The organism is Streptomyces sp. NBC_00647 (genome assembly GCF_045207245.1).
Lineage (GTDB): Bacteria > Actinomycetota > Actinomycetes > Streptomycetales > Streptomycetaceae > Streptomyces.
The window spans coordinates 9,544,317-9,569,050 of sequence record NZ_CP109040.1; the positions used below are offsets into that span (position 1 = coordinate 9,544,317).

The 24,734-nt window shown below is 70.3% G+C and carries 19 protein-coding genes and 1 pseudogene; 10 read left to right on the top strand and 10 right to left on the bottom strand.

The window, feature by feature from the left end; translation table 11 throughout:
- The first annotated feature begins 26 nt into the window (after positions 1-26).
- The 3 genes from OG788_RS42020 (at position 27) to OG788_RS42030 (ending at position 3,676) form a co-directional block, all read left to right on the top strand.
- Positions 27-1,412: a CynX/NimT family MFS transporter gene (locus tag OG788_RS42020; RefSeq protein WP_406376164.1), complete on the top strand. Its 1,386-nt coding sequence runs from the start codon at positions 27-29 to the stop codon at positions 1,410-1,412.
- Positions 1,409-2,131: an HAD family hydrolase gene (locus OG788_RS42025; protein ID WP_406376165.1), complete on the top strand. Its 723-nt coding sequence runs from the start codon at positions 1,409-1,411 to the stop codon at positions 2,129-2,131. The genes OG788_RS42020 and OG788_RS42025 overlap by 4 nt, the downstream gene beginning before the upstream one ends.
- 195 nt (positions 2,132-2,326) lie before the next feature.
- Positions 2,327-3,676, top strand: coding sequence for a helix-turn-helix domain-containing protein (locus tag OG788_RS42030; protein ID WP_351551660.1), 1,350 nt, complete (start codon positions 2,327-2,329; stop codon positions 3,674-3,676).
- 110 nt (positions 3,677-3,786) lie between these two features.
- On the opposite strand, the gene OG788_RS42035 is transcribed toward OG788_RS42030, so the two are convergent.
- Positions 3,787-3,936, bottom strand: a complete 150-nt coding sequence (locus OG788_RS42035) for a hypothetical protein (RefSeq protein ID WP_406376166.1) — start codon at positions 3,934-3,936, stop codon at positions 3,787-3,789.
- A gap of 214 nt (positions 3,937-4,150) precedes the next feature.
- Between OG788_RS42035 and OG788_RS42040 the strand changes: the two genes are divergently transcribed.
- Positions 4,151-5,422, top strand: a complete 1,272-nt coding sequence (locus OG788_RS42040; protein ID WP_406376167.1) for a hypothetical protein — start codon at positions 4,151-4,153, stop codon at positions 5,420-5,422.
- Between the two features lie 258 nt (positions 5,423-5,680).
- Entirely contained in the window at positions 5,681-6,457 is a 777-nt protein-coding gene (locus OG788_RS42045) for a polysaccharide lyase family 7 protein (RefSeq protein ID WP_406376168.1), read from the top strand.
- A gap of 83 nt (positions 6,458-6,540) precedes the next feature.
- On the opposite strand, the gene OG788_RS42050 is transcribed toward OG788_RS42045, so the two are convergent.
- From OG788_RS42050 to OG788_RS42060, 3 genes are all read right to left on the bottom strand, one after another.
- Positions 6,541-7,980 (bottom strand): gamma-aminobutyraldehyde dehydrogenase, encoded by a 1,440-nt coding sequence (locus OG788_RS42050; protein WP_406376169.1) that lies wholly within the window; start codon positions 7,978-7,980, stop codon positions 6,541-6,543.
- 16 nt (positions 7,981-7,996) lie between these two features.
- The gene (locus OG788_RS42055; RefSeq protein WP_406376170.1) at positions 7,997-8,398 is read right to left on the bottom strand and encodes a YybH family protein; all 402 of its coding nucleotides are present in this window, start codon (positions 8,396-8,398) and stop codon (positions 7,997-7,999) included.
- A 112-nt stretch (positions 8,399-8,510) separates the two neighbouring features.
- A complete protein-coding gene (locus OG788_RS42060; protein WP_406376171.1) occupies positions 8,511-10,046 on the bottom strand; it encodes a purine-cytosine permease family protein in 1,536 nt (511 codons plus the stop codon).
- 100 nt (positions 10,047-10,146) lie between these two features.
- Here OG788_RS42060 and OG788_RS42065 point away from each other — a divergent pair, with 100 nt between their 5' ends.
- Positions 10,147-11,607: a PucR family transcriptional regulator gene (locus OG788_RS42065; protein ID WP_406376986.1), complete on the top strand. Its 1,461-nt coding sequence runs from the start codon at positions 10,147-10,149 to the stop codon at positions 11,605-11,607.
- Between the two features lie 60 nt (positions 11,608-11,667).
- Here OG788_RS42065 and OG788_RS42070 read toward each other — a convergent pair whose 3' ends face one another.
- The gene (locus OG788_RS42070) at positions 11,668-12,258 is read right to left on the bottom strand and encodes a TetR/AcrR family transcriptional regulator (protein WP_406376172.1); all 591 of its coding nucleotides are present in this window, start codon (positions 12,256-12,258) and stop codon (positions 11,668-11,670) included.
- Between the two features lie 185 nt (positions 12,259-12,443).
- On the opposite strand from OG788_RS42070, the gene OG788_RS42075 reads away from it, so the two are divergent.
- Positions 12,444-13,463, top strand: coding sequence for an aldo/keto reductase (locus tag OG788_RS42075; RefSeq protein ID WP_406376173.1), 1,020 nt, complete (start codon positions 12,444-12,446; stop codon positions 13,461-13,463).
- Positions 13,464-13,571: 108 nt separating this feature from the next.
- Here the strand turns inward: OG788_RS42075 and OG788_RS42080 are convergent.
- Positions 13,572-15,907: pseudogene (locus OG788_RS42080) on the bottom strand (discoidin domain-containing protein).
- A 257-nt stretch (positions 15,908-16,164) separates the two neighbouring features.
- Here OG788_RS42080 and OG788_RS42085 point away from each other — a divergent pair.
- Entirely contained in the window at positions 16,165-17,799 is a 1,635-nt protein-coding gene (locus OG788_RS42085; protein ID WP_406376174.1) for a WD40 repeat domain-containing protein, read from the top strand.
- 45 nt (positions 17,800-17,844) lie between these two features.
- Here the strand turns inward: OG788_RS42085 and OG788_RS42090 are convergent, their stop codons facing one another.
- The 3 genes from OG788_RS42090 to OG788_RS42100 are packed head-to-tail and all read right to left on the bottom strand — an operon-like array spanning position 17,845 to position 20,510.
- The gene (locus OG788_RS42090) at positions 17,845-18,816 is read right to left on the bottom strand and encodes an SMP-30/gluconolactonase/LRE family protein (RefSeq protein ID WP_406376175.1); all 972 of its coding nucleotides are present in this window, start codon (positions 18,814-18,816) and stop codon (positions 17,845-17,847) included.
- A gap of 55 nt (positions 18,817-18,871) precedes the next feature.
- Positions 18,872-19,798, bottom strand: coding sequence for a helix-turn-helix domain-containing protein (locus OG788_RS42095; RefSeq protein ID WP_406376176.1), 927 nt, complete (start codon positions 19,796-19,798; stop codon positions 18,872-18,874).
- Between the two features lie 49 nt (positions 19,799-19,847).
- On the bottom strand, positions 19,848-20,510 hold the full coding sequence (locus OG788_RS42100) for a TetR/AcrR family transcriptional regulator (protein WP_406376177.1): 663 nt from the start codon (positions 20,508-20,510) through the stop codon (positions 19,848-19,850).
- A 160-nt stretch (positions 20,511-20,670) separates the two neighbouring features.
- Here OG788_RS42100 and OG788_RS42105 point away from each other — a divergent pair, with 160 nt between their 5' ends.
- Positions 20,671-21,123, top strand: a complete 453-nt coding sequence (locus tag OG788_RS42105) for an iron chaperone (protein WP_266764782.1) — start codon at positions 20,671-20,673, stop codon at positions 21,121-21,123.
- Between the two features lie 140 nt (positions 21,124-21,263).
- Here the strand turns inward: OG788_RS42105 and OG788_RS42110 are convergent, their stop codons facing one another.
- The gene (locus OG788_RS42110; RefSeq protein WP_406376178.1) at positions 21,264-22,679 is read right to left on the bottom strand and encodes a DEAD/DEAH box helicase; all 1,416 of its coding nucleotides are present in this window, start codon (positions 22,677-22,679) and stop codon (positions 21,264-21,266) included.
- A gap of 387 nt (positions 22,680-23,066) precedes the next feature.
- Between OG788_RS42110 and OG788_RS42115 the strand changes: the two genes are divergently transcribed.
- Positions 23,067-24,716, top strand: coding sequence for a sigma-70 family RNA polymerase sigma factor (locus OG788_RS42115; protein WP_406376179.1), 1,650 nt, complete (start codon positions 23,067-23,069; stop codon positions 24,714-24,716).
- Positions 24,717-24,734: the final 18 nt, after the last annotated feature.

Sequence of the window (24,734 nt, forward strand, 5' to 3'; positions counted from 1 at the left end):
ACAGTTTCAGGATGGGGTAGGGCTTCATGGCAGCGGAGAACGACGTCGCGTTCGGCGACGGAGAAATCGATCCGGTCCCGGAAGGGCACCGGCCAGGACGCGGGGATGAACGCGGGGAAGTGAGCTTCGAAAGGCGCGAGGCACGCGCGTTCTGGTGGAAGTTCGCTCTGATTTATCTGGCGGGCGTCACCGCCGCCACCAGTATGGGAAAGATATCACCGGTATCCGTCGCGCTCCGGGCGGATCTTCATCTTTCGCTCGCTCAAGTAGCCCTGATCGCCTCGTTGGTGACTTTCGTGGCCGCCGTTCTCGGAGTGTTCGTCAGCTACCTGATCCGGCCCCTCGACCCGCGCCGGATGCTGGTCGCCGGGCTCGTCCTGATGGGGCTCGCGGGGCTGTTCTGCGCCCGCACCGAAACGTTCGCCGCCATGCTGGGCGGGCGGCTCGTGGAGAGCGTCGGATACGTGGTCGTGGTGATCGTCGCGCCGGTGCTGCTGTTCGCCCTCGGCGACGGCCGCAGACTGACCGGCGCGCTGGCGATCTGGGGCACCTTCATGCCCGTGGGGCTCGCCCTCGGCTCGTTCGCGGGCGGGCTGCTCTCGAGCCGGCTGGACTGGCAGAGTTGGCTGACGGTCACCGCGGCCGGGACGCTGCTGGTCGGCGTGGCGACGAGCCGACTGCCGCGTACACCGGGCACGTCGATGCCCGGGAAGCCGGTCGGCGGGGAGGCCTCCGGGACCCCGGCGGCCGTCCGCCCCGGGGCCCGGATCGCACGGCTGGCGCGACCCGCCGCGCTCGGCGCGGGATTCGCCACGATCAGCGGGTCGATCGTCACCGTCGTGACCCTCTACCCTGCCTATCTTCACGAGGAGTTCGGGCTCGCGGCCGGGGCGGCCGGCACGCTCACCGGCACGGTCTCCCTGGTCGGAGTGGCGGGCGGCTTCCTCGCGAGCTGGCTGCTGGTCAGGGGCGTCGGTGTGAAGTACCTCTTCCTGGCCGCTCTGTTGATGCCGATCGGTGCCCTGGCCGCCTTCGCGGGGTCGGGCGGGCTCGGAGTCTCGGTGGGCAGCGCCCTGGTGATCGCGCTCGCCAACGAGCTGGTGGTGGCGTGTGTGTTCGCCGCGATTCCCCTGACCGTACGGGCCGGTTCGGATCTGGGCGCCGCCAACGGCCTGGTCGCCCAGTTCGGCAGCATCGGGGCGCTCGCTGCGCCGCCGCTGGTGGGGCTGGCGGTGACGACGGCCGACGGCTGGTGGGCCGTCGGACCCTGCCTGCTCGCGGGATGCGTCGGAGGGCTCGTGCTGTTGCAGCTGGGGGTGCGGGAGAGGGCGGACCCGCGGGACAGCCGGATCCGGAGCGGCCGGAACAGTGTGAAAGACCAGCAGGAAGACCAGAAGGAGAAGTCGGCGTGACCGTCAAATATGTGGTGTTCGACTGGGCGGGCACGCTCACCCCTTGGCACACGGTGGATCTGCCGGGCATCTGGCGGGCGGCCGCCGAAGCCCTCGACGGGGTCGCCGCGGACGAGGTGGAGGGTGTCGCGGACCGGTTGTTCGCCGCGGAACGGGAGCTGATGGCCCGCTGTCGCGACACCCAGTGCTCGGCCACTCTCGGGGAGGTCTTCGAACTGGCCGGGGTGGTGGCCGGGCGGCAGGCCCTCGCCGCCTACCGGCAGGCGTGGGAGGCGCACACGCTGCTCGACCCGGACGGCGCGGAGATGCTGGTGGGGCTGCGTGAGCGCGGTTACGGGATCGGGGTGCTCTCCAACACTCTGTGGCCGGCCGACTGGCACGAGGAGATCTTCGACCGGGACGGGGTGCTGGGTCTTCTCGACGCGGCCGTCTACTCCAGCGAGGTCGCCTGGACCAAGCCGCATCCGGAGATCTTCGCGGCCGTAGTCGAGCGGCTCGGCGCGGACTCGCCGGCCGATTGCGTGTTCGTCGGCGACCGGCTCTTCGAGGACGTGCACGGGGCCAGGGAGGCGGGGATGCGTACGATCCTGGTGCCGCACAGCGCCATTCCGGCCGAGGAACTGGGCGCTCGCGGTGGCGAGCCGGATGCGGTCGTGGCGTCGCTCAAGGACATTCCGGCCGTGGTGGACGAATGGAACGGCACAGCGCGGGTTTCCTGACCGATGGTCAATAAAGGTTCTACCGAGCGTGATTCCCGGTTCACGGGAGGTAAAGTAACTCCAGTTGCGCTGCCTATTACGGGCCAGTGAAGATCTCGCGATCAATCGGTCACTTTAGTGACAAATCTTGTTGACCTGCCCGTCTCGTTTGGTGTAATGCTAAAATAGATTCCATCGATATGGATAGAGGTAGTGATGGCGGACCATCAGTCCCTCGGAGGGAGAATCCGTGCGCTCCGGCGCCAGCAGGGCCTGTCCCAGGCACAGTTGGCCGGTGACGGCATCTCGCCCAGTTATGTCTCCCTGGTCGAAGCCGGAAAGCGGATTCCGTCACCCGAGGTCGTCTCGAAGCTCGCGGCGAAGCTCAAGTGTCCCGAGTCCGAGCTGCTGTCCTACCTCGGCCGTCAGCAGGACGACGAGCTGGAGCTGGAGCTGCGGTACGCCGAGCTGGCGTTGGCCAACGGTGATGCCAAGCATGCCGTCGAGCGCTTCTCGGCGCTCCTGGACAGGGTCACGCCCTCCGGCCACGCCGGTCTGACCGTCGGTGCCACGTGGGGATTGGCCCAGGGGCTGGAGCGATCCGGCAAGCTGGAAGAGGCGGTTCGCCTGTACGAGCGTCTGCGTACCTGGCCCGAAGGGGCGGGGGCGGAGCGGGTGGACAGGACCGCGGTGCTCATCGCGGTCTGCCGCTGTTACCGCGAACTCGGTGACCTCGGGCGCGCGATCGATGTCGGCGAGCAGGCGCTCGCAGCGCTCGAGCAGTTGGCTCTGGTCCCCAGCCCCGAGGGCATCGAGCTGATCTCCACGATCGTCGGCCTGTACTGCGAACGCGGCGACATCCACCGGGCGAGCTACCTCGCGGAGATGGCGGTCGAGCGCGCTTCGGCACTGGACAACCGCAAGGCGCTGGGCGCCGCCTACTGGAACGCGAGCATGGTCGCGTACGAGGCCGGCCGCACCTCGGACGCACTGCGCCTGGTGCAGCGAGCCCAGGCGCTGTACGCCGAGAGCGACAACGAGCGGGCGGTCGCCCGGCTCCGTACGGCCCACGCCGCGGTGTTGCTGCAGGCCGACCCGCCGCAGCCGGCCGAAGCGCGCGGACTGCTCACCGAAGCCGTGGAGTCCTTCCGGCGCATCGGCGGCGATGTGGACATGGCGTACTGCCAGACCGAACTCGCGCGGGTGGCGCTGCTGCTCGCCGAGCCGGAGGAGGCCGAGAGCTGTGCGCTGGAGGCGCTGCGGGGGCTGGGGGACGGGCATCGCCTGGAGGCGGCACGGGCGACGCTGATCCTGGGGGCGGCCCGCAGTGCGCAGGGCGACTCGGTGCGAGCGCGGCAGGCGTACGAGCGGGCGGCGCTGAGCCTGGAGGCTTCGGGCGCCGGCCGGCAGGCGGCCCGGGTCTGGACCGAGCTGGCGGAGTTCCTCGACGCCCAGGGCGAGGCCGAGCGCGCGGTCAAGGCGTACCGCGAAGGGATGCGGTGTCTGGGCTACCAGTCCTCGGACCGGGCCAGAGGGCCGCTCCTGAAGGGGCGGCGTTCGGTGTAGGGCCGCCCCTTCACACGGGGCGCGGGGGACGGGTTCCCCTCATCGCGGTGTTCTTGCCGGGCAGGCGTGCAGCATCTGCCCGGCAAGAACTTTTTTGTGCGTGAGCAAGCTCAGCAGCAGGGCGGGAAGCCGATCAGGGCGGCCTCTGTCTGCGCGGCGGCGGTGGGCGCGCCGGCGGTGGCGACGCCGCTCGTTGACGCGAAGCCGAGAGCGGTGAAGGCAATGGCGATAGCAGCGACAACGATGCGCTTGCGAAGCATTTGGGTTCCCCTTTTTGATGATCTTGTCGGCGAGCGACCTAATCATGTGAAACTTGACTCGGCCTGTCAAGGGTCGAGTCAAGGGTTGGTTTTGGGGTATTTTGCTACGTGATGCCGACCTATCCGCCGACTGATTCTGGCCGTGAGGACCGACTTCGATCGCGGGGTGGCTCCGGCCATGACTACTGTCATGACACCTGTCATTATTGTTGTCATGGTGTCGATTGCAGGATGCTCGGATACGTTCGTCGCCGATTACCTCGCGGATCACGGATATGCGCGGGTGCCCGCGGGGCCGGTCGCCGTGGCGGACGAGGCGACCGCGCTCGCGCACCCGCACCGATGGTGGAACTGGCCTCGGGGAGGAGGGCTCGCCAGGGCTTCGCCCGCCGTGATGTCCCAGTGGTGCGTCCATCCGCACGGCATCAATCCCTTCGGGCCGCGGACTCCCGGCTCCGTCGAGTGCGTCACGGCCGTGGCCTTCTCGCGCGAATGCGGAGACCAGCGGATTTTCGGCGACGTCCTCGGGATGCTCCGCGCGGCCGGAGTCGACGCGGCCGGCATCGTCGGTGTTGTCGAGGGTGACGAGGCCGGGTCCGACCGGGCGACGGGAATCGCCAAGTCCCTTGCGGCGTGCGGTGTTCCGGTGGTCGTCCGTGAGAGTGACGGCTCCGACGGCGGCGGACCGGTCCTTGTCCGGCTGCTCTGCGACCTCGGCGCGGACTGCTCCCCCGACTGCTCTCCGAGCTGCCTCTGTGGCCGACTGCTGCCCCTGGCCGACCTCGATCTGACGCGCCGTCACCAAGACCGTCTCGGCCTGCTGGTCAGGGTCGAGAGTGTCGCGGCGGCCGTGAGGGCGGGCGGCGCTACGACCGGTTTCCCGGACATGGCGGAGCTGCGGGAGTGGGTCGCCGGCCGACTCGGTGCCGACGCGGCCGACGCGGCCGCGCATGCCGCGCGATCGCTGGCGCTGCTCCTCGGGCTGGGGGTCGTGCCAGGTCCCCGAGGTGCCGGCCACGTCGTACGGCGGCTCGTCACCGACCAGTTGACCCGGCTCTTCGCGGGACAGGTACCCCTGGACTTTCTCGACGACGTGGTGTGCCGGGCGGCCGAACTGTTCGGCGGTGTCGCGGGATTCCCGTTCTGTGACGCGCCACTGTTGCGTCGGCGGCTGCATGCCGAACGGGTGCGGTTCGGCCGGGCGGTGGGCAAGGTGCGACAGCGCTATGTGCGCACCGTGCTGCACCGTCCGCCCGGCGATGACGCGGCACGCGCCCTGGCTGTGCTGATGGCCGAACACGGTGCGCCGCTAGGGCTGTTGGTGATGTGGCTGGCCGACGACGGGATCGCCGTCCCGAGCAGGGAGCTGGCCCGGCTGACACTGGGGGAGCGGTCCTCGGAGCGCGGGGCGGGTCGGCCGGAGTCTGACGCGGGGTTCGGCCGGTCGGTCGGCGGGGGCGGGCCGCGATTTCCGAGGTCTCCCTGATTCCCGGGTGCCTGGTCCCAAGTCCTCTGACCCCAGGGCGGCGAGGCGCGCGACCTCTTGACGGCGCTGGTTCAGACCTTTAGCGTCACGGCACACAGGGTTCATAGGTGAACCCGTTGTTCACTCACATGAACAACGCTTATCTTGCCGTCTGGTCGGGACGATCGCCAGGAGGGTCGTCACCGTCACCGGGCGGACCGGTTCACGCCGGACCCGCGGAACGCCTTCCATCCCCCACGATCAGTGAAGGACGTCAACATGACCCGTTCCAATCTTCTGGCGACGGCGACCGTCACGGGCGTCGTCGTCGCAGCGACCGTCCTGGGCACCGGCGGCGCGGGCGCCGCCGATCCGGGCGTCGCGCCCGGTGGCAACTTCGACCTGTCCGTCTGGCAACTGCAGGAGCCCGTGGGCTCCCCGGGCTCGCCCACCACCATCTCCTCCTCCCGGCTGCAGGGGGCGAACGGCTACCAGGACGCGTACTTCTACACCGACACCCGCGACGGTGCGATGACCTTCTGGGCGCCCGAGAAGGGCGTCACGACGCCGAACTCCTCGTACGCCCGCTCCGAACTGCGGGAGATGAACCGCAGCGGCAGCGCGGCGAACTGGTCGCTGAGCGGCAGTCACCGGCTGAGCGCGACGCTGCGGGTGGTGTCGGTCACCTCCAACGTGTGTGTCGGTCAGATCCACCTCGGCACCGGCGGCTCGTCCACCAAACCGCTGGTGGAGCTGTACTACCGCTCCAGCGGCGACATCGTCGTCGGCACCGAGAACTCGCCGTCGGGCGGGCAGACACCCCACACGGTGGGGCACGTGGCGGTCGGTAAGACGTGGACCTACACGATCGCCGTCTCCGGCGGCAACACCATCGACCTGACGGTCAACGGCAGCACCACGCACTACCCGATTCCGTCGTCGTTCTTCCCGTACAAGCAGTACTTCAAGGCCGGCTCGTACAACCAGTCGTCCTCCGACAGCACGACGAAGGGCGCGCGCGTCGCGTTCTACGGGCTGAACGTCTCGCACGGCTGACGGGCCGTGACGCACGGTCGGGCAGGCCCGTGGGCCTGCCCGGCACCATCACCCGAAAGCGATCACGGCGGTGGAGCGTTCCCTCAGAGCGACGTCATGACGTGCTTGATCCGGGTGTAGTCCTCGAAGCCGTACGCGGAGAGGTCCTTGCCGTAGCCGGACTTCTTGAACCCGCCGTGCGGCATCTCGGCGACGAGTGCCATGTGGGTGTTGATCCACACGCAGCCGAAGTCGAGGTTCTTCGACATCCGCATCGCCCTCGCGTGGTCCTTGGTCCACACCGAGGAGGCGAGCGCGTAGTCGACACCGTTGGCGTACCGCACGGCCTGGGCCTCGTCCGTGAACGACTGGACGGTCATGACCGGTCCGAAGACCTCGTTCTGGATGATCTCGTCGTCCTGCCGCAGGCCCGAGACGACGGTCGGGGCGTAGAAGTAGCCCTTGTCACCGACCCGGTGACCGCCCGCCTCGACCTTCGCGTGCTCGGGCAGGCGCTCGATGAAGCCGCTGACCTGGGCGAGCTGGCCCGCGTTGTTGAGCGGTCCGTACAGGACGTCCTCGTCGTCCGGCCGACCGGTCCTCGTCTCGGCGGCGGCCTTGGCGAGCGCGGCGACGAACTCGTCGTGGACCGACTCGTGGACCAGGACGCGGGTCGCGGCCGTGCAGTCCTGACCGGCGTTGAAGAAGCCGCCGACCACCAGGTCCTCGACCGCCCTCGCCAGGTCGGCGTCCTCGAACACCACGGCCGGGGCCTTGCCGCCGAGCTCCAGGTGGACCCGCTTGACGTCCTTGGCCGCGCTCTGGGCGACCTGGATGCCGGCGCGGACCGAACCGGTGATGGAGGCCATCGCCGGGGTCGGGTGCTCCACCATCAGCCGGCCGGTCTCGCGGTCGCCGCAGACCACGTTGAAGATCCCCTGGGGCAGGCCCAGTTCCGCCAGGACACCGCCGATGATCTCGGCCATCAGGACGGTGGAGGCCGGGGTGGTGTCCGAGGGCTTGAGGACCACGGCGTTGCCTGCCGCGAGGGCCGGGGCGAACTTCCACACGGCCATCAGCAGGGGGTAGTTCCACGGCGCGACCTGAGCGCACACACCGACCGGCTCGCGGCGGATGATCGAGGTCATCCCGTCCATGTACTCGCCGGCCGAGCGGCCCTCCAGCATCCGGGCGGCGCCGGCGAAGAAGCGGACCTGGTCGATCGCGGGGGCGAGCTCCTCGCTGAGGGTGAGATGCAGCGGCTTGCCGGTGTCCCGGCTCTCCGCGGCGACCAGCTCCTCGGCCCGCGCCTCCATCGCGTCGGCGATCTTCAGCAGCGCGCGCTGCCGCACGGACGGGGTCGCGTCGCGCCAGACGGGGAACGCCGCGGCCGCGGCAGCCATCGCCGCGTCGACATCGGCCGCCCCCGAGAGCGGGGAGGTCCCGTAGACGTCGCCGGTGCTGGGGTCCACCACCTCTAGGGTCCGGCCGTCCGCGGCGTCCGCGAAAGCACCGTCGATGTAGTTGCGGAACGTGCTGCTCATGGAACGTGTCTCCTGGTCAGGCGGCGGTACGGGCGGACAGGTGCTCGTGGACGGCACCCCAGGTGCCGTCCCCGGAGCGGGCGAAGACGATGGTCTCCCGCTCGCGGACCGTCTCCTCGCCCGCGTGGGTGGCGACCCGGGTCTCCACGTCGTGGCTGAAGACGGCGGTGTCGCCGAAGGGCTGGATCAGCTGCGCGGACGACACGCAGCCGAGAATGCGGAAACCGTCCTGCTCCACCCACTGCTGCCACAGGGCGCGGTACTCGGCCGTGGAGCCGAGCCGCTGCGGCGTGGTGTGGAAGACGAAGGTCGCGTCCGGGGCGAAGGCGCCGAAGTAGTCGTCGAGGCGGCCTTCGGCGAAGGCGGCGACGAGCGCGTCCGCGGCGGCCCGGACCTCCTGGACAGTGGTGGTGCTCATGCACGACTCCTGGTCAGGGGCGTCCGGCGGTCAGGACCGGACGCCCAAGTTGCGGGGGGTGACGTCCGGGAGCCGCCGTCCGCCGCGTGATGCGGACGACAGCCCCCAGGGCTCAGAGGGCCGGGGCGGGCTCGGCCGCCTTCTCCTCGGTGCCGCCGGTGATCGGCGCCACTTCGGCGTCGGACGCCCGGACGAAGCGGGGTCCGGCCGGCCCGAACACGGCGCGCGGCTCGGGGAACACGACGAGCGAGGCGAGGTAGAGCACGACGGCCAGGGCGAGGCCGACCGGCAGCGAGATGTCCGCGCCGTCCGCGAGGTTGCCCAGCGGGCCGACGAACTGGCCCGGCAGGTTGGTGAAGAGCAGCGCCACGACGGCGCTGACGATCCAGGTGCCCATACCGCGCCAGTTCCAGCCGTGCGCGAACCAGTAGCGGCCACCGCGCTGGCGCCGGTTGAAGACCTGCAGCGCCTCCGCGTCGTACCAGCCGCGTCGGGTGACGAAGCCGAGCGCCATGACGACCATCCACGGTGCGGTGCAGGTGATGATCAGCGTGGCGAAGGTGGAGATGGACTGCGTGAGGTTGAGCGCGAAGCGGCCGATGAAGATGAACGCGATGGACAGGGCACCGATGAAGAAGGTGGCCTGGACGCGGTTGAAGCGCGGGAAGACGCTGGAGAAGTCCAGACCCGTGCCGTACAGGGACGTCGTGCCGGTGGACAGGCCACCGATCAGGGCGATCAGGCAGAGGGGCAGGAAGTACCAGCCGGGGGAGATCGCCAGCAGCCCGCCCACGTAGTTCGGGGCGGCCGGGTCGACGTACTTCGCGGCCTTCGTCGCGATGATCGACGCGGTGGCCAGGCCGAACAGGAACGGCAGCAGGGTGGCGATCTGGGCGAGGAACGCGGCGCCCATCACCCGGCGGCGCGGGGTGTTCGCGGGGATGTAGCGGGACCAGTCACCGAGGAACGCGCCGAAGGAGACCGGGTTGGACAGCACGATCAGCGCGGCGCCGATGAACGACGGCCAGAACAGCGGATCGGCGGTGGAGGCGAAGGCTCCCGCGTAGCCGGGGTCGAAGTCGCCCGCGAAGGCGAAGGCACCGAGCACGAACAGGGCCGAGGCCGCCAGCACCGCGATCTTGTTCACCAGCAGCATGAACCGGAAACCGTAGATGCAGACGACGAGCACGAGCCCGCCGAAGATCGCGTACGCGAGGCCGTAGGTGACGTCCGACTCGGGGACGTCCACGAGCCGGTGCGCGCCGCCGACGAGCGCGTCACCCGAGGACCACACCGAGATCGAGAAGAACGCGATGGCGGTGAGCAGGGAGAGGAAGGAACCGACGACCCGGCCGTGCACGCCGAGGTGCGCGGAGGAGGAGACGGCGTTGTTCGTGCCGTTGGCAGGGCCGAACAGGGCCATCGGCGCCAGTAGCAGCGCACCCGCGACCAGGCCGAGGACGGTCGCCGCGAGCCCCTGCCAGAAGGAGAGGCCGAAGAGGATCGGGAAGGCGCCCAGCACGCAGGTCGCGAAGGTGTTGGCACCGCCGAAGGCGAGCCGGAACAGGTCGATGGGTCCGGCCGTGCGGTCCTCGTCAGGGATCCGCTCGACGCCATATGTCTCGATTTCGGTGACCGATGTCGTCACGGGCGCTCCATTTTCCGTTCATGCACCATGCAAGGGGCGGTTTCCACAGTGTGAGGCCCCCCGTGACCAGCGACAATGGTGCCGATCACAGATGCGTACGATGTCATTTGTGGCCAGCAACAACCTCACCATCGGAGACCTGCTCTCCTCTCCGGCACTCCAGCTCACCCTGAAGGCCGGCCGCGGAGGTCTGGGCCGGTCCGTTTCCTGGGCGCACGCCAGCGAACTCGTCGATCCGACGCCCTGGCTCCTGGGAGCCGAGCTGATCATGACGGCGGGCCTGGCGATTCCCCGGACCGCCGCCGAACAGCGCGCCTACCTGGAGTGCCTGGACGACGCCGGGGCATCCGCGCTGGCAGTCTCCGCGCAGCTGCACATGCCCCCGCTGCACGAAGCGTTCTTCGAGGCGGCGGAGGAGCGGGGCTTCCCCGTCCTCGAGGTGCCGCTCGCCGTCCCCTTCATCGCGGTGGCCCAGGAGGTCGCGGCCTCGGCCCAGGAAGAGGCGCGCCACAGGCTGGGCGCGCAGCTCCAGGTCTTCGGCGCGCTGCGCTGGCTGGTCACCGAGAACCTCGACACACCGACGCTCCTGCGCCGCCTCGAAGGCCTGTCGGGCTACGACGTCTTCCTGTGCACACCCCAGGGCCGCCCGCTCCTTCCCGGAGTCCCCGTGCCCGACCCCGCCGTCCTGCCCGCGTCCGTCGACGCCCCGCCGACCATCCCCGGCGGATTCGTCATCCCGGTGCCCGCGCCCGGCGGCCCGGCGGGCTTTCTCGTCGCGTACGAGCGTCAGGGCGCCCGGCCCGCGGGACTCGCCGTCGTCCAGCACATCGCCACCGTGGCGGCACTGCGGCTGGCGATGGTCCGCAACGAACGCGAGACGCTGCGCCGCGAGGGAGCGGAGACGCTCGCCGAGCTGCTGCAGGAGATCCTCGACCCGGAGGCGGCGCGGCGGCGGCTCGCCCGGCACGGGATCGAGGGAGACGCCATCCTCCTCGTCGTGCGCCGCACCACCGACGAGGCACTGCTGCGCTGTCTGGAGGACCGACCCCATCTGCTGCTCACCCGAGGTGAGGACCGCTACGTCCTCGGGGCGCCGGAACTGGCGGCGGCCGTCGGTGAGCTCCCGGCCGTGGCGGCCGGCACCAGTCGTCCCTTCCTGCCGGGCGCCGCACTGAGGGTCGCCCAGCGCGAGGCGCTCTGGGCCGTTTCCCAAGCCGTCGAGTCGGGCCGCCCCGTCGTCCGCTACGGCGACGACGGGGCGGGCCGGTGGCTGCCCGACGACCCCGCTGTCCTGACCGCGCTGGTCGAGCACGTCCTCGGCGACGTCCTGCGCTACGACGAGACCCATGACTCGCAGCTGCTGGTCTCCGTCCGCACCTGGATGGAGCGCGACCGCCGTACCGAGACGGCCGCGGCGGCACTCCACATCCACCCCAACACCCTCGCCTACCGGCTGCGCCGGTTCGGCGCGCTCGCCGACCGGGATCTGACGTCGACGGGTGCCCTGGCCGAGGTCTGGCTGGCGATCCAGGCAGCGGGAGCGCTCGGCCTCCCCGACTGAGCGGACCCGGGGCCGGCCGGGAGCGGCCCGCCCGGCTCGGGCTCCGGCAGCCGAGGGGAATCAGTGGGGTCGGCGCAGGCCCGCGATGAGGAGTTCGACCAGTCGCCGCGCGTCATAGCGGGGGTCGTTGCCGGCGCCGATGCAGAGGTTCCCGACGCCGCGCATCAGCTCGTAGGCGCTCAGGCCGGGGCGGATCTCGCCGGCCTCGGCGGCGGCGTCGAGGAGCTGGGCGCACACGGGGAGGAGCCGGTCGAGGAAATAGGTGTGCAAGGCCTCGAAGGCGGTGTTGTCGGGCTGGAGGACGGCGGCCAGTCCGTGTTTGGTGACGAGGAAGTCGACGAACAGGTCGATCCATCGCGCCAGCGCGGCATGGGGGGACGCGCAGTCCCTCAGCAGGGCCGGCCCCGCCTCGGCACAGGCCTCGACCTGGTGCCGGTAGACGGCGACGATGAGGTCCGCTCGGGTCGGGAAGTGGCGGTAGATCGTGGCCGTCCCGACACCGGCCTCGGCCGCGACATCGCGTACGGGTGCCTCCACGCCCGACCTGGCGAAGATCGCGGCGGCCGCGTCGAGCAGCGTCTCCTGATTGCGCCGGGCGTCGGCCCGTTTCGGCCTGCCCGTTCGCCCGGCGGCCTCGTCGCTGTCGCTCATCGCGCCCTTCCTCCGTGATCGAACCACCAAACGGGACAGTGTTCCGTATCGGCTTGCTAAGTGGGACAGTGTTCCGTATCGTCAAACGGGACGGTGTTCCGTTTGTTCATGATGGCAGACCGGGCACCCGGCGACCAATCCGCGCATCACCACCAGGCTTCACCCTCAATGGAGGCGACAGGATCATGCAGTACCGCACCTTGGGCAGCACCGGCGTGCAGGTCAGCTCCCTCGCGCTCGGCGCGATGAACTTCGGCGCGATCGGGCGCACCACCCAGGAAGAGGCCACCGCGATCGTCGATGCCGCTCTCGAAGGCGGGATCAACCTGATCGACACCGCCGACAGGTACGGCGACGGCGAGTCGGAGGAGATGGTCGGCAAGGCCATCGCCGGCCGCCGTGACGACCTCGTGCTGGCCACGAAGGCGGGCATGCCCATGGGCGACGAGCGCAACCATCGGGGCGGCTCGCGCCGCTGGCTGGTCACCGAGCTGGACAACAGCCTGCGCCGGCTCGGTGTCGACCATGTCGATCTCTACCAGATCCATCGATGGGACCCGAACACCAGCGACGAGGAGACGCTGTCGGCCCTGACCGACCTGCAACGCGCGGGAAAGATCCGCTACTTCGGCTCCTCGACCTTCCCCGCCTACCGACTGGTGCAGGCTCAATGGGCCGCCCGCGAACATCACTTGAGCCGGTACGTCACCGAACAGCCCAGCTACTCGATCCTGCAGCGGGGGATCGAGACCCACGTCCTGCCCGTGACCGAGGAGTACGGGCTCGGTGTGCTGGTGTGGAGTCCGCTGGCCTCGGGGTGGCTGTCGGGCGCCGTCCGCGAGGGCCGGGACATCACCACGAGCCGCTCGACCTTCATGCCGCAACGCTTCGACACCACGGTGCCCGCCAACCGGGCCAGGCTCGCTGCCGTCGAGCGACTGGCCGGAGTGGCCGACGGAGCCGGCCTGACCCTGATCCAGCTCGCGCTCGGATTCGTGACGGCGCATCCCGCCGTGACGAGCGCACTCATCGGCCCCCGCACGGAGGCCCACCTGCAAGCGCAACTCGCTGCGGCCGACACCGTGCTCTCCACCGACGTGCTCGACGCGATCGACGAGATCGTCGCCCCCGGTACCGACCTCGCCGCCGACGAGAAGTACGACACTCCGCCCGCGCTCCTCGACCCGTCACTGCGACGCCGTTGACAGCGGAGGCGGTCGACCGTCTCGCGACTCGGTCGAGCACCTGGCGGCCCTGCTCCGGGTCAGAGTTCCGGAACAGGACCGCCAGGAACGTGGGGGACAGAGCCGCTCTCAGCCGGTGTAGGCCTCGAGTTCGGACAGTTGTCCCGCGGGCCAGCCGGTGTTGCCCGTGACGGTGATCCGCAGATAGCGGGTGGGGGTGCCGGACAGGGTGAGGGTCGCGGTGTTGCCGCTCGCCGGATTGAACGTGTATCCGGCCGACGCCTTGAGCGTGGTGAACGTGGTGTTGTCGGTGCTGCCCTGGACGCTCAGGGTCTGGGTACGCGTGGCCCAGGCGGACGCCGGGGGCAGCTTGAGGACGACCCGCTTGACCGCCTGAGCGTTGCCGAGGTCGACGGTGACGGACTGCGGGAAGGCGTTGTTGGCACTCTCCCAGTAGGTGTCGGCGTTGCCGTCCACGGCCTTGGAAGCCGGGTAGACGTCGGTGTGACTCGTCTCGGTGATGGGCCGGTTCCTGGCGAGGTTCACGGTGGGGTCGGTCGGAGGGTCGGTCGGCGGGTCGGTGGGCGGCGGGGTGCCCCCGCCCGGTACTCCGCCGTTGGTCCACTTCGGGTCCGGCCAGGTGCCGGTGCAGACCGGCGGGTCGGCGTACCAGCCGCTGTTGCCCGCGCCGCGGGTGATCGCGAAGCCGGAACCGACGCAGTTGTGGATCGGGTTGGACTGGCCGATGTTCGTCGCCGTGACGTTGCTGAACGACGCCGACCCGGGTGCCTGGATCTGGAGTGCGTAGGTGCCTGCCCCGTCGATCCGAACATGGTCGAAGTGCAGCCCCTTCGTCGCTCCCTCGATGTTCATGATCGCGGCGTAGGAGCTGTCGAGGATCTCGCTGTCGGTGATGTTGACGGTCGCGTCCAGAGGTTCGTTGAGGCCGCTGAACCAGACCGCGCCGACTCCGAACTGCCAGTTGTAGTCGCTGTTCCCGGTCCGTATCAGGGTGTTGCGGGCGGCCGTCGTGGTGCCGGACACGGCGGTGCCCTGGCCGGAGTTGACCCCGGGATAGCCGCGATGTGCAGGCCGCCGCCGTTGGTGATCGTGTCCGACATGACGTTGTCGGAGAGGGTGATGTCCTTGCCGCCGTACGTGACGATGTTGTTCGCGAGGATCGGCAGGACCACCGTGTTGAAGGTGAACTTGTTCTTGACGTTCGGGACGCTCTCCGCCCACATCGCGAGCCCGTCGTCACCCGTGTTCCGTACGAAGGTGTTGGTGACGGTGGAGTTGGTGACGCCCATGTGGAAGTTCACGCCGTCGGCGGTCTGATCCAGGATGCGACTGTTCTTGATGGTGAAGTTGTCCATCGGCCCGTCCATCCAGGCCCCGCATTTGGTGTGCTGCATCCACACGTTGTCGACCGTGGAGTCGGACATCGCGCCGCCGATGGCGTTGACCTGGTCGTTGTCCTCGCGCTCCCGGATGTCGCCGATGACGGCGAAGTCCTTGAGGACGACGTTCTTGCTGCCGCCCTGAGCGGCGTACTTGCCGTACACGCCGACGGCCTTCGACCGGTTCGACGGGTCACGGCCTGTCAGAACGCTGTACCAGGGGCCCGCCCCGGCCAGTGTCACCTGGTCGACGACGATGTGATCGCGTACCTGGAAGGTGCCCTGCGGGATGTACACGGTCCTGCCCTGCGCCTTGCCCGCGTCGACCGCGGCCTGGATCTTGGCGGTGGAATCCGCCGTACCGGTCGGGTCCGCGCCGAAGTCGCTCACCACGTCCAGAGCGCCGGAGGGCTTGCCGATCGCCGCGCCCGCCTTCTCGAAGTCGGCGAGGTCGATGGTGAACGTCGGTGAGGCGCTCGTGGAGGAGACCTGCAGTCGCACCTTGCTGCCGACGGGCAGCGTGGAGCCGAACGTGGTGCGGGTCTCGTCGTAGAAGTGGTGCGGGTTGGTGTCCCCGGGGTTGTTGTTGAAGGGGTAACCGCCGTAGTACCAGCCGTACTTGGAGGTCACCGGGATGCTCTTGAGCTGATTCCCGTTCACCTTCAGGTCGAGGCTCGCGTCACGTCCCGTGCCGGCGGCGTTGTCCGGCAGCGAGTAGCGGAACGACATGGCGTCGGCCGGTGCGGTCAGGGTGAACTCGACGTACTCGCCGGTCGCGTCCAGCGTCACCGCCTGACGTCCGGACGCCTCGGAGGGGAGATGGCCGTACAGGCGGTCCGGCCCGATGAGGGTGCCGTTGGTGGCGGCGTACTCGGCCTCCTGTTCCTTGAACGGAACGTCGGCGCCCCGGCCGGAGATCCCGACCGGGGAGGGGGCGGGCACTCCCGCCGCGACCGCGTGAGGGGCGAGTGCCACCGCCGCGACCGTGCCGGCCGCGGCGAGTGCCAATGACACGGATGCGGCTACGCCGCGGCGCAGGGGTCTGCCTTGGGGAGAGGAAGTCACAGGCGTGCGTCCTTAGGGCTCGTGGGGTGAGCGGACGCAAGAAGGCTAGGAGTCACGGCAAGGGAAGTCTATGAACGTGCGCAAGATTGATACGAGACTTCGCAAATTATCGACGGCATCGTGATGGGGGTGGGCTGTCGCCGTCGGCGTGCGTCCTCTTCGGCCGGTGTGGTTGACACACGGACCGCGAGGGAAGGCCTACGCGCGGGCGTTCGAACGGTTGACCGGGATTACATGTGCGGGCGGGGGCGCGGGCGATGAGGACACCGTGGGGGATCTGGGGTGACTGGCGCTGGCGCCGGTTCGAGGAGAGGGTCAGGGCGCGCGAGGCCGCGGAGTGGTTGCGGGAGACGGGCCACGAGGACTGGGGCGACGACCGGATCGGCACTGCGCTGACGACTGTGTTCAACCTGCGTGAGTCTCTCGACGCGCGGCGCCTGTCGGCCCTTCGCCCGGGCGTCGGGCTGGGTGTGGCCGAGGTCAAGGAGGCCTGGGCCGGGATGGACGGAGGCCCCTACGCGTTCACGCTGAACCTGCTCGAGCGTCTCCGGGACGTACGGCTGGTCACCGTCGCCCCGGCTGCCGACGGCAGGATGCGGCTCACCGTCCCCGAAGGACTGCGCGACCGCCTGAGGCCACATTGGACGGCGGACGAGGAGGCCGAGTGGCACGAGCGACTGCTCGACAATGCCCGCGTCCTGGCCCAGCCCGGAGGCACCTGGTTGGATCTGCCCGTTCTGGCGGACTACTGGTGGCGGAACCTTATCTGGCACCTGTGGCACAGCGCCCCCGAGAAGGCCGCGGCGCTGGTCGTGTATCCGAGTTGGCAGATCGCCCGTATCCAGCGGCTGGAGGTGCGGGGACTGCTGGCCGACCTGGTCCTGGTCGACTCCCCGGAGTCCAGGGCCGCCGCCTCGGTGATCGACGAGGTCCTGAGCCGACTGGATCCCGCCGCGCCCGACGACCCGAGAGGGCTGGCCGACGAGCTGTCGCAAGCCCTGGGCCTCGCGGAGCAGGTTGTCGTCGCCCAGCGGCCTCCGGCGCATCATGCGGTCCTGCGCCTGCCGGTCCGGACACAGGACTTCGCGATGTCACCGGACAGCACATGGTTGGTGGCGGTCGGGCGGGACAAGCACATCAGGATCTACGACGTGGCGGCTCAGGCCGTACGGCAGGTGATCGCGGCCCCGCCCGAGGTGGGCTACAACTGCGCCGTCGCCCCGGACGGCAGCTTCATCATGACCAAGTCCGCCGGTGAGGACGCCCGGGCGTGGGACGCGGCCACCGGAGAAGAGCGCATCCCTTTCGAGGTCGGTGACTTGGCGGATTCCGTGTACGGACCCGGCGACATGTGGCTCTCCTACGACGCGGCCACCGGTGACCTCGTCAACCCGCTCACCGGCGAACGCCTGCCGACGAAACCCCTGGGGGGTCAGGTCGGACGCCTGGCTCTGGCCGCCGACGGGTCGGTTCTCGCCATGGGGAACGCCCGTGGCCAGATCGGGCTCTGGGACCCGCGTACCGGCCGTCGGGCAGCGAAACTGCCGGACCATCCCTATGCGGTCGACCGGCTCGGCATGGCCCCGGACGGATCCTGGATCGCGATCGGTGACCTGTACGGAATCCGGGTTCTGGACTTGCCCGGCGGGGACGAGCGTTTCACCGTGAAGCAGCGGGGCACCGACTTCGCCACCACCGAGGACTGGCTGGCCGTGCCCGACCGCGAACGGGTGCAGATCCGCTCCACTCGCTCCGGCGAGCTGCTGAACACCCTTGAACTCCGCACCGAGAACATTCAGGAGTGCCACCTGTCGCCGGACCGGAAATACCTGTTGACCATGGACCGCGAGGGCACACTCATCATGTGGGACGCGGCCGCCGTCGTCCCATGACCCGGTGCCTCTCGCGCTCCGGTCGGCCCAAGTGCGGCCGCTGTCCTAGTCGTCGAGGTGGGCGAGGACCAGGTTGGGGTCCTTGGCGGTGATCCAGCCGGCGCTCAGTACGTGGACGGTGTGGCCGCGCAGCGCGATGGACGTGGGGTTCTGCAGGCCGTCGGCGGAGTCCAGCACGGTGGAACGCCTGCCGTCGGGCTGGACGAGCGCGACCTCGCTCGGGCCGTCGAGGGCGGCGAGGAGCTGGTCGCCGCGACCGGTGAAGGCGAAGTCGTCGATTCCCGTCAGGCCGGTGGCCTTGGTGCGGACCGAACCGGCACGCCCGTCGTGCCGGATGGGGATGCGCAGGACGGTGCCCCTGTCGAGGTTGGTGACCCAGACCGCTCCCTTGTGGACCTTCAGGCCGTTGGCGCCGAGGAATCCGGTGGAGGCCAGTTCGGGCGCGGTGGACCAGGCGGTGGGAGTGCCGCCCGCGATGGGCAGGCTCCAGACGGTGCCGAGTGCGGAGTCGGCGACGTACAGGGTGCGGGTGCGCGGGTCCAGAGCAAGGCCGTTGGGCAGGCCGTCCGCGGGCAGCGCGGCGATCCGCTGCGGTTCGCCGCCGACGCGCAGGCGCCACACGCCGGTCAGGTCGGGGGTGCCGGTGGCATACAGGAAGTACAACGTGCCGTCGTGGTCGCGGACGATGCCGGAGGTCAGCGGGAAGCCCAGCGCCGGGGTGTGGACGCCGCCGTCGGCGGGTTCGGGCAGCGTGGCCACAATCCTGGTGGCGCCCCCGGGGGAGACCTCGGCGATCTGGCGGGCCTGGGCGAAGGTGACGTACGCGGTGCCACGGGGTGTCAGGGCGATGTTCTCCGGCGTCTGGCCCTCGGCCAGGTCGAAGTGGGCGGCGATCCGTGCGTTGTCCAGGGGGGCCGAGACGGCTGCCGCCGAGCCGGGGGCGAGCGCTGTGGCAGCGACGGCGGCCACGACAAGGGCGGCCGCGGGCACGGCGGACATGGAGTGCTTCTTGGGCATGGTTCCTTCTCCGGTTTTCGGGCGTGCGTCGGTGAGTGATGGGGGGGGAGCGGTGTCAGCGGGTACCGGTCGGCCGGTGTCGGTCAGGTGCTGCCGGCCGGGGTGCCCGGCCGGCAGGGGCGGCCGGGACGTCGTCCCGGGTGATGGCCTGGGCGAGGAGCGCCAGCGCCGCACGGGAGGGTGAGCCGGCCTCCGCGGTGGCGACCACGACACTGGGACCGGGCCCGTGGCTCAGGGTCTGCTGAAGGACCGTGAGCGGGCCGACCAAGGGATGCCGCATCTCATAGGACGCGACGGTGCAGGCCTTGATGCGATGGTCGGCCCACATCGAGGCGAACTCCGCGCTCTGCGTGCTGAGTTCACCGAGGAGGGTGTGAAGGGCGGTGTCCTGCGGGTGCTGGGCCGCCACCAGGCGGAGATGGCCGACGACCGCTCTGGCCTTGCTCGGCCAGTCCGCGTACAGGTCGCGCGTATGACGGTCGAGGAAGACGAGCGCGGCCATGTTGGGCCGTCGGGCCGGCAGGCCGGGGGCACCGGGATCCAGGTGGCCCGCGAACAACGCGTGGCCGAGGCGGTTCCACGCCAGTACGTCACCGCGCAGCCCGAGCGCGATCGCGGGTGTGTCCGCCAGTGCTTCCAGCAACTGCCCTGTCGCCCGCGTGACGTGCTCCGGCCCGGGCCGCCGGCGCCGGACGCGAGGCCGGTCGGCCCGGGCCAGGTCGTGGAGGTAGCCGCGTTCGGACTCGTCCAGTCGCAGAGCCCCGGCTATGGCGTCCAGCACCTCGGGTGAGGCGCTCAGTGACTGCCCCTGTTCGAGCCGGGTGTAGTAGGAGGCGCTCACCCCGGCCAGCAACGCCAGTTCCTCGCGCCGAAGCCCTGGCACCCGGCGCCGCTCCCCGTAGGTGGCCACCCCGGCGTCCTCTGGCCCCAGTTGGGAGCGCCGGGCCTTGAGAAAGTCCCCGAGCTGCGATTTTCCGGTCATGGATCCGAGTATGGGCCGCCTCCGGCCTCACAGCCTGCCCCAACTGTGGCTAGGCAAACGGGGGTTCGCTTCCTCCTCGTCGCGTCGGCGAAACCGGGTCGCCAGGCGAATCCGGGTCGTCCTGGCCCGTGGTTCCGTAGGCGGCCATGAACATGTCCAGCAGGCCGTCGACCGCGGCCTCGTCGATGGGGCGGGTCGACAGGAGGCTGCGGTAGTACAGGGCACCGCACAGCACCTCGGCGGCGAATTCCAGGTCCGCTTCCGCGGTCAGTTCCCCGGTGTGCTGGGCGCGGGTGATCCGGTCGAGGGTGCTCTGCTCGACGGTGGCCAGGAAGCGTTCGTGCAGGGTCGCCCGCAGGGTGGGATCGGCCTGCGCTTCGGCGATGACCGCGCGGTAGACGGGGCCGATCGGCGGGCTGGAGAGGGCGCGGCCCGAACGGAGGAACTGCTCCCGCAGGTCCCCTCGGACGTCCCCGGTGTCGCGGTAGTCCAGGTCGCTGGTCCAGACGCGGCTGAGCGCGTCGAGCAGCAGTGCCGCCTTGGAGGGCCAGCGCCGGTAGATCGTGTGCTTTCCGACCCCGGCCCGTCGGCCGACCGCCTCGATGCTCAGGCCCGCGTAGCCGACCTCGGCGGCCAGATCGAGGGTCACCTGGAGCAGCTCGTCGGTGCGCGCGGCGCCCCGGCGGCGTGGCATGGCGGGTGGCTCGGTCATGAGGCCACCCTATCGGCACGATCCGTGCCGTTGACAATGCCGGGATCGCGCGGGATATTCAGGCATTATCGGCACGGTGCGTGCCGATGATGGGATAGTGGTGTGACGCCACATACAAGCCCGACATCACGCACATCAGATCCTCAAGGGGACATCTGCCATGAGCAGCAGCGAAAGCGCCAAGCACGAGGGATTCACGGCCGAGGAGCGGGCCGCGATGAAGGACCACGCCCAAGAGCTGAAGAAGGAGGCCCGCCGCAGCTCGCGTGCGGACAAGGCGGCCGAGGCCGAGCGGGACGTGGTCGCGAAGATCGCCGAGATGCAGGACTCCGACCGGGTCATGGCCGAGCGCGTCCACGCCGTCGTCAAGGCCAACGCACCGGTCCTCGCGCCGAAGCTCTGGTACGGCATGCCCGCCTACGCGCTGGACGGCAAGGTCGTCTGCTTCTTCCAGAGCGCGGAGAAGTTCAAGGCGCGCTACGCGACGCTCGGGTTCAGTGACCAGGCGAAGCTGGACGAGGGCACGATGTGGGCCAGCGCCTTCGCCCTGACCGAGCTGACGGACGAGGCGGAGGCGCGGATCGCCGCGCTGGTGAAGCAGGCGGTGAGCTAAGGGCTTACCCGGAGAGGACTCGGGGGAGGCCGAAGCCGCGCAGGGCCCTCCTCGTCGTGCGGAGGGCCCTGCGTACGTCTCTTCCTCGTCGTCCTGCGTGGCCGCGCGGGACGCCCCGGGGAGAGCGGTTCCGTCCCGCGTCAGCGACCCCTGCGTACCCGGGCCGCCGCACGGGCCTCCGCGGCCTTTCGGGCGTCCGAGGTCTTCCGGGACTCCTTGGCGCGCCCCGGCCGGGTGCCGAGACCGCGGAAGGGCGCGTTGCCGGTGTTGGTCTTCGTCTCGGTCGGCGGGCGCCTGGCACCCGTGATGGCCGACAGCGCCGCCTCGCCCGAGCGCACCTGGGTGACGACCGGCCGGATCCCGGCCTCGGACATCAGCCGGTTCACATCGCGCCGCTGGTTGGGGGTGACCAGAGTGACCACGCTCCCGGACTCGCCGGCGCGAGCCGTGCGCCCGCCCCGGTGGAGGTAGTCCTTGGCGTCGGCCGGAGGGTCGACGTTGACGACGAGATCGAGCGCCTCGATGTGGATGCCTCGCGCGGCGACATTGGTGGCCACCAGCACGTTGATCTCACCGTTCTTGAACTGGGCGAGCGTGTGCGTGCGCTGCGGCTGCGACTTCCCGCTGTGCAGCGCGGAGGCACGGATGCCGCTGGCCCGCAGGTGGCGGGTGAACTGGTCGACGCCCGCCTTGGTGTCCAGGAACATCAGTACCCGGCCGTCCCGCGCGGCGATCTCGGTCGCGGACGCGTACTTGTCGGCGCCGTGGATGTTCAGCACATGGTGTTGCATCGTGGCGACCGAGCCCGCCACCTGGTCGACCGAGGCCGGAACCGGGTCGTGAAGGTAAGTCCGTACGAGCTGGTCGACGTTGTTGTCGAGCGTGGCCGAGAACAGCAGCCGCTGTCCGTCGGCCGGGATCTGGTCGAGGAGGTCCGAGACCTGCGGCAGGAAGCCCAGGTCGCACATCTGGTCCGCCTCGTCCAGCACCGTGATCCGCACATGGTTCAGGACGCAGTCCCGGCGTGACACCAGGTCGGTCAGCCGCCCGGGTGTCGCGATGAGCACCTCGACGCCGGTCCGCAGCTGAGCCTGCTGCCGGTTGATCGACAGGCCGCCCACCACCGTCGCCAGTCGTACGTTCAAGGTCTGCGCGTACGGTTCCAGCGCGTCGCTCACCTGCTGTGCGAGCTCCCGGGTCGGCACCAGGACCAGCGCCAGCGGCCGCTTCGACTCCGCGCGCCGGCCCGTCGTCCGCGTGAGCAGGGCGAGTCCGAAGGCCAGCGTCTTGCCGGACCCGGTCCGTGCGCGGCCGAGGACGTCGTGCCCGGCCAGCGCGTTGGGCAGCGTCGCGGCCTGGATGGGGAAGGGCTCCGTCACCCCGAGGCCGGTCATCTTCTTCACCAGCTCCGACGGCAGTCCGAGTGCGTCGAACGACGCGGCCGGAGGCAGTCCCGTGGGGGGCGACTGCGGTGTCGGCACGTCGCCCTGCGGCGCTGTCGTCGGCCGGCGCTCGCCGGCGGGGGAGAGTCCAGGAGCCGGCGGCTTCGCGTTCATGGGGAACCTTCCTCGGTCTGACGCCCGGAACGCCCCGGGGCCCGTACCTCTTGGCACGGGCCCCGGCGACACGAAGCGTGCCCCCATTTTACCAGCGGGCCCCAGGGCGTCCGCCGGTCCGCTGTCCGGCGCTGCGCGTGACCGCCGTCCGGCAGTCAGACGTGCGGCGAGCGGTGCAGGTACATGGTCGAATCCGGGCAAGGCTGCCATAGCGATCCGACTCATTCGGACGGGGTGGCCCGGATGTGACCTTTCCCATTGCGGCCGACGGACGGACGCGGCAAGTGTCTCCCGCAACGAGTCTCCGAAGAACTGTTATCCGAGGTTCTGCGGGCGGTCTCCCAGGTGACGGCAGCATCGTTCGGAGTCGAGGACAGGGAAGTATTCATGAGGAGACAGCACGGGGTGGCGACGGCGGCACTGGTGACTGCCGCCCGAGCGGGTGACGCGGAGGCCCAGGACGCCCTGGTCAGCACCTTCCTGCCGCTGGTCTACAACATCGTGGGGCGGGCCCTGAACGGCTCTGTCGATGTCGACGACGTCGTGCAGAACACCATGCTCCGCGCCCTGGACGGCCTGGACGGGCTGCGGACGCCGGAGAGCTTCCGCTCCTGGCTCGTGGCGATCGCGATGAACCAGGTCCGCGCGCACTGGCAGGACCGGCAGCTCGCGGGTGCCGTGGAGGAGGCCGAGGAGCTCGCGGACCCGGGCGCCGACTTCGTGGACCTGACGATGGTGCGGCTCCAGCTCTCCGGCCAGCGCCGGGAGACCGCGCTGGCGACCCGCTGGCTCGAGCCCGACGATCGGGGAGTCCTCTCCCTGTGGTGGCTGGAGTGCGCCGGTGAACTGACCCGGACCGAGGTCGCCGAGGCACTGGAGCTCTCGCCGCAGCACACGGCGGTCCGGGTGCAGCGGATGAAGGCGCAGCTGGAGACGGCCCGGGTGGTGGTACGCGCCCTCGACGGCCGGCCGCCCTGCGAGGAACTGCGGGGCGTCCTCGCTTCCTGGGACGGCCGTCCCTCGGCGCTGTGGCGGAAGCGAATAGCCCGGCACGCCCGCGACTGCGCACGCTGCTCCGGCCTGTGGAGCGGACTGGTGCCGGCGGAGGGACTGCTGGCCGGCCTGGCCCTGATCGCCGTATCACCCGGGCTGCTCGCCGCCCTGAGGACCACCTCCGACGGGATGGCCGCCGCGGGCTCGACATCGGAGCTCCCGGTCGTCGCGGGCCACGGAGAAGCGGGCTCGGTGACGCTCGGGCACCGCGCGTCCCGGGGCGGAGCGACCTCCCGCAGCGAGGCGCGCCGACGCCGGCGCGTCCGGCGCCGGGCCGTGGGCGCTGCCGTCCTGGCGGCCTGTGTGGCGGGCGGCGGCCTCTGGTATCTCGGTATCGGGCCCGGGACACGAACCGACGAGGCGACCCCCTCGCGCACCGCGGGCGACCCCGTCACGGACCTCTCGGCCTCCGGCGCCGCCGGCCCTTCCGCGTCCGACTCGGCGTCGGCATCCCCCTCTTCATCGGAGTCCGCGTCGAAGCGGCCGAAGGCGAAGGCCTCCAAGACTCCCCGTCCTGCCAGGTCGAGCGCGTCGGCCGCCCCCTCCTCGGCTCCCCCCACTCGGCGGGTGTCCGCCGCACCCCAGGCACAGTCGGCCCCCACGGGCTCCGTGGCGCAGGTCGTCGCGCTGGTGAACAAGGAGCGGGCGGCAGCCGGCTGCGGTCCGCTCACCGAGGACGCGCAGCTGGAGGACGCCGCCCTGGCTCACTCCCAGGACATGGCCGCCCGCGACTTCTTCGACCACAGCAACCCCGACGGCGCCGACCCTGGTGAGCGCATCACCGCCGCGGGCTACCGCTGGTCCACCTACGGCGAGAACATCGCCATGGGCCAGCAGACACCGCAGGCGGTGATGGACTCCTGGATGAACAGCCCAGGGCACCGCGCGAACATCCTGAACTGCTCGTTCAAGAACATCGGGGTGGGGGTGCACAAGGGGTCGGGCGGCCCGTGGTGGACCCAGGACTTCGGGACCAAGCTCTGACGCCTGCTGATCCGCTTC

Excerpts from the sequence above, each read along its gene's own strand:
- OG788_RS42035 (WP_406376166.1), bottom strand. The coding sequence starts at position 3,936 with ATGCTTCGCAAGCGCATCGTTGTCGCTGCTATCGCCATTGCCTTCACC.
- OG788_RS42050 (WP_406376169.1), bottom strand. The coding sequence starts at position 7,980 with ATGAGCAGCACGTTCCGCAACTACATCGACGGTGCTTTCGCGGACGCC.
- OG788_RS42095 (WP_406376176.1), bottom strand. The coding sequence starts at position 19,798 with ATGACCGGAAAATCGCAGCTCGGGGACTTTCTCAAGGCCCGGCGCTCC.
- OG788_RS42065 (WP_406376986.1), top strand. The coding sequence starts at position 10,147 with ATGTCATTTGTGGCCAGCAACAACCTCACCATCGGAGACCTGCTCTCC.
- OG788_RS42045 (WP_406376168.1), top strand. The coding sequence starts at position 5,681 with ATGACCCGTTCCAATCTTCTGGCGACGGCGACCGTCACGGGCGTCGTC.
- OG788_RS42115 (WP_406376179.1), top strand. The coding sequence starts at position 23,067 with ATGAGGAGACAGCACGGGGTGGCGACGGCGGCACTGGTGACTGCCGCC.
- OG788_RS42070 (WP_406376172.1), bottom strand. The coding sequence starts at position 12,258 with ATGAGCGACAGCGACGAGGCCGCCGGGCGAACGGGCAGGCCGAAACGG.
- OG788_RS42105 (WP_266764782.1), top strand. The coding sequence starts at position 20,671 with ATGAGCAGCAGCGAAAGCGCCAAGCACGAGGGATTCACGGCCGAGGAG.
- OG788_RS42085 (WP_406376174.1), top strand. The coding sequence starts at position 16,165 with ATGAGGACACCGTGGGGGATCTGGGGTGACTGGCGCTGGCGCCGGTTC.
- OG788_RS42040 (WP_406376167.1), top strand. The coding sequence starts at position 4,151 with ATGGTGTCGATTGCAGGATGCTCGGATACGTTCGTCGCCGATTACCTC.
- OG788_RS42100 (WP_406376177.1), bottom strand. The coding sequence starts at position 20,510 with ATGACCGAGCCACCCGCCATGCCACGCCGCCGGGGCGCCGCGCGCACC.
- OG788_RS42020 (WP_406376164.1), top strand. The coding sequence starts at position 27 with ATGGCAGCGGAGAACGACGTCGCGTTCGGCGACGGAGAAATCGATCCG.
- OG788_RS42030 (WP_351551660.1), top strand. The coding sequence starts at position 2,327 with ATGGCGGACCATCAGTCCCTCGGAGGGAGAATCCGTGCGCTCCGGCGC.
- OG788_RS42090 (WP_406376175.1), bottom strand. The coding sequence starts at position 18,816 with ATGCCCAAGAAGCACTCCATGTCCGCCGTGCCCGCGGCCGCCCTTGTC.
- OG788_RS42075 (WP_406376173.1), top strand. The coding sequence starts at position 12,444 with ATGCAGTACCGCACCTTGGGCAGCACCGGCGTGCAGGTCAGCTCCCTC.
- OG788_RS42110 (WP_406376178.1), bottom strand. The coding sequence starts at position 22,679 with ATGAACGCGAAGCCGCCGGCTCCTGGACTCTCCCCCGCCGGCGAGCGC.
- OG788_RS42055 (WP_406376170.1), bottom strand. The coding sequence starts at position 8,398 with ATGAGCACCACCACTGTCCAGGAGGTCCGGGCCGCCGCGGACGCGCTC.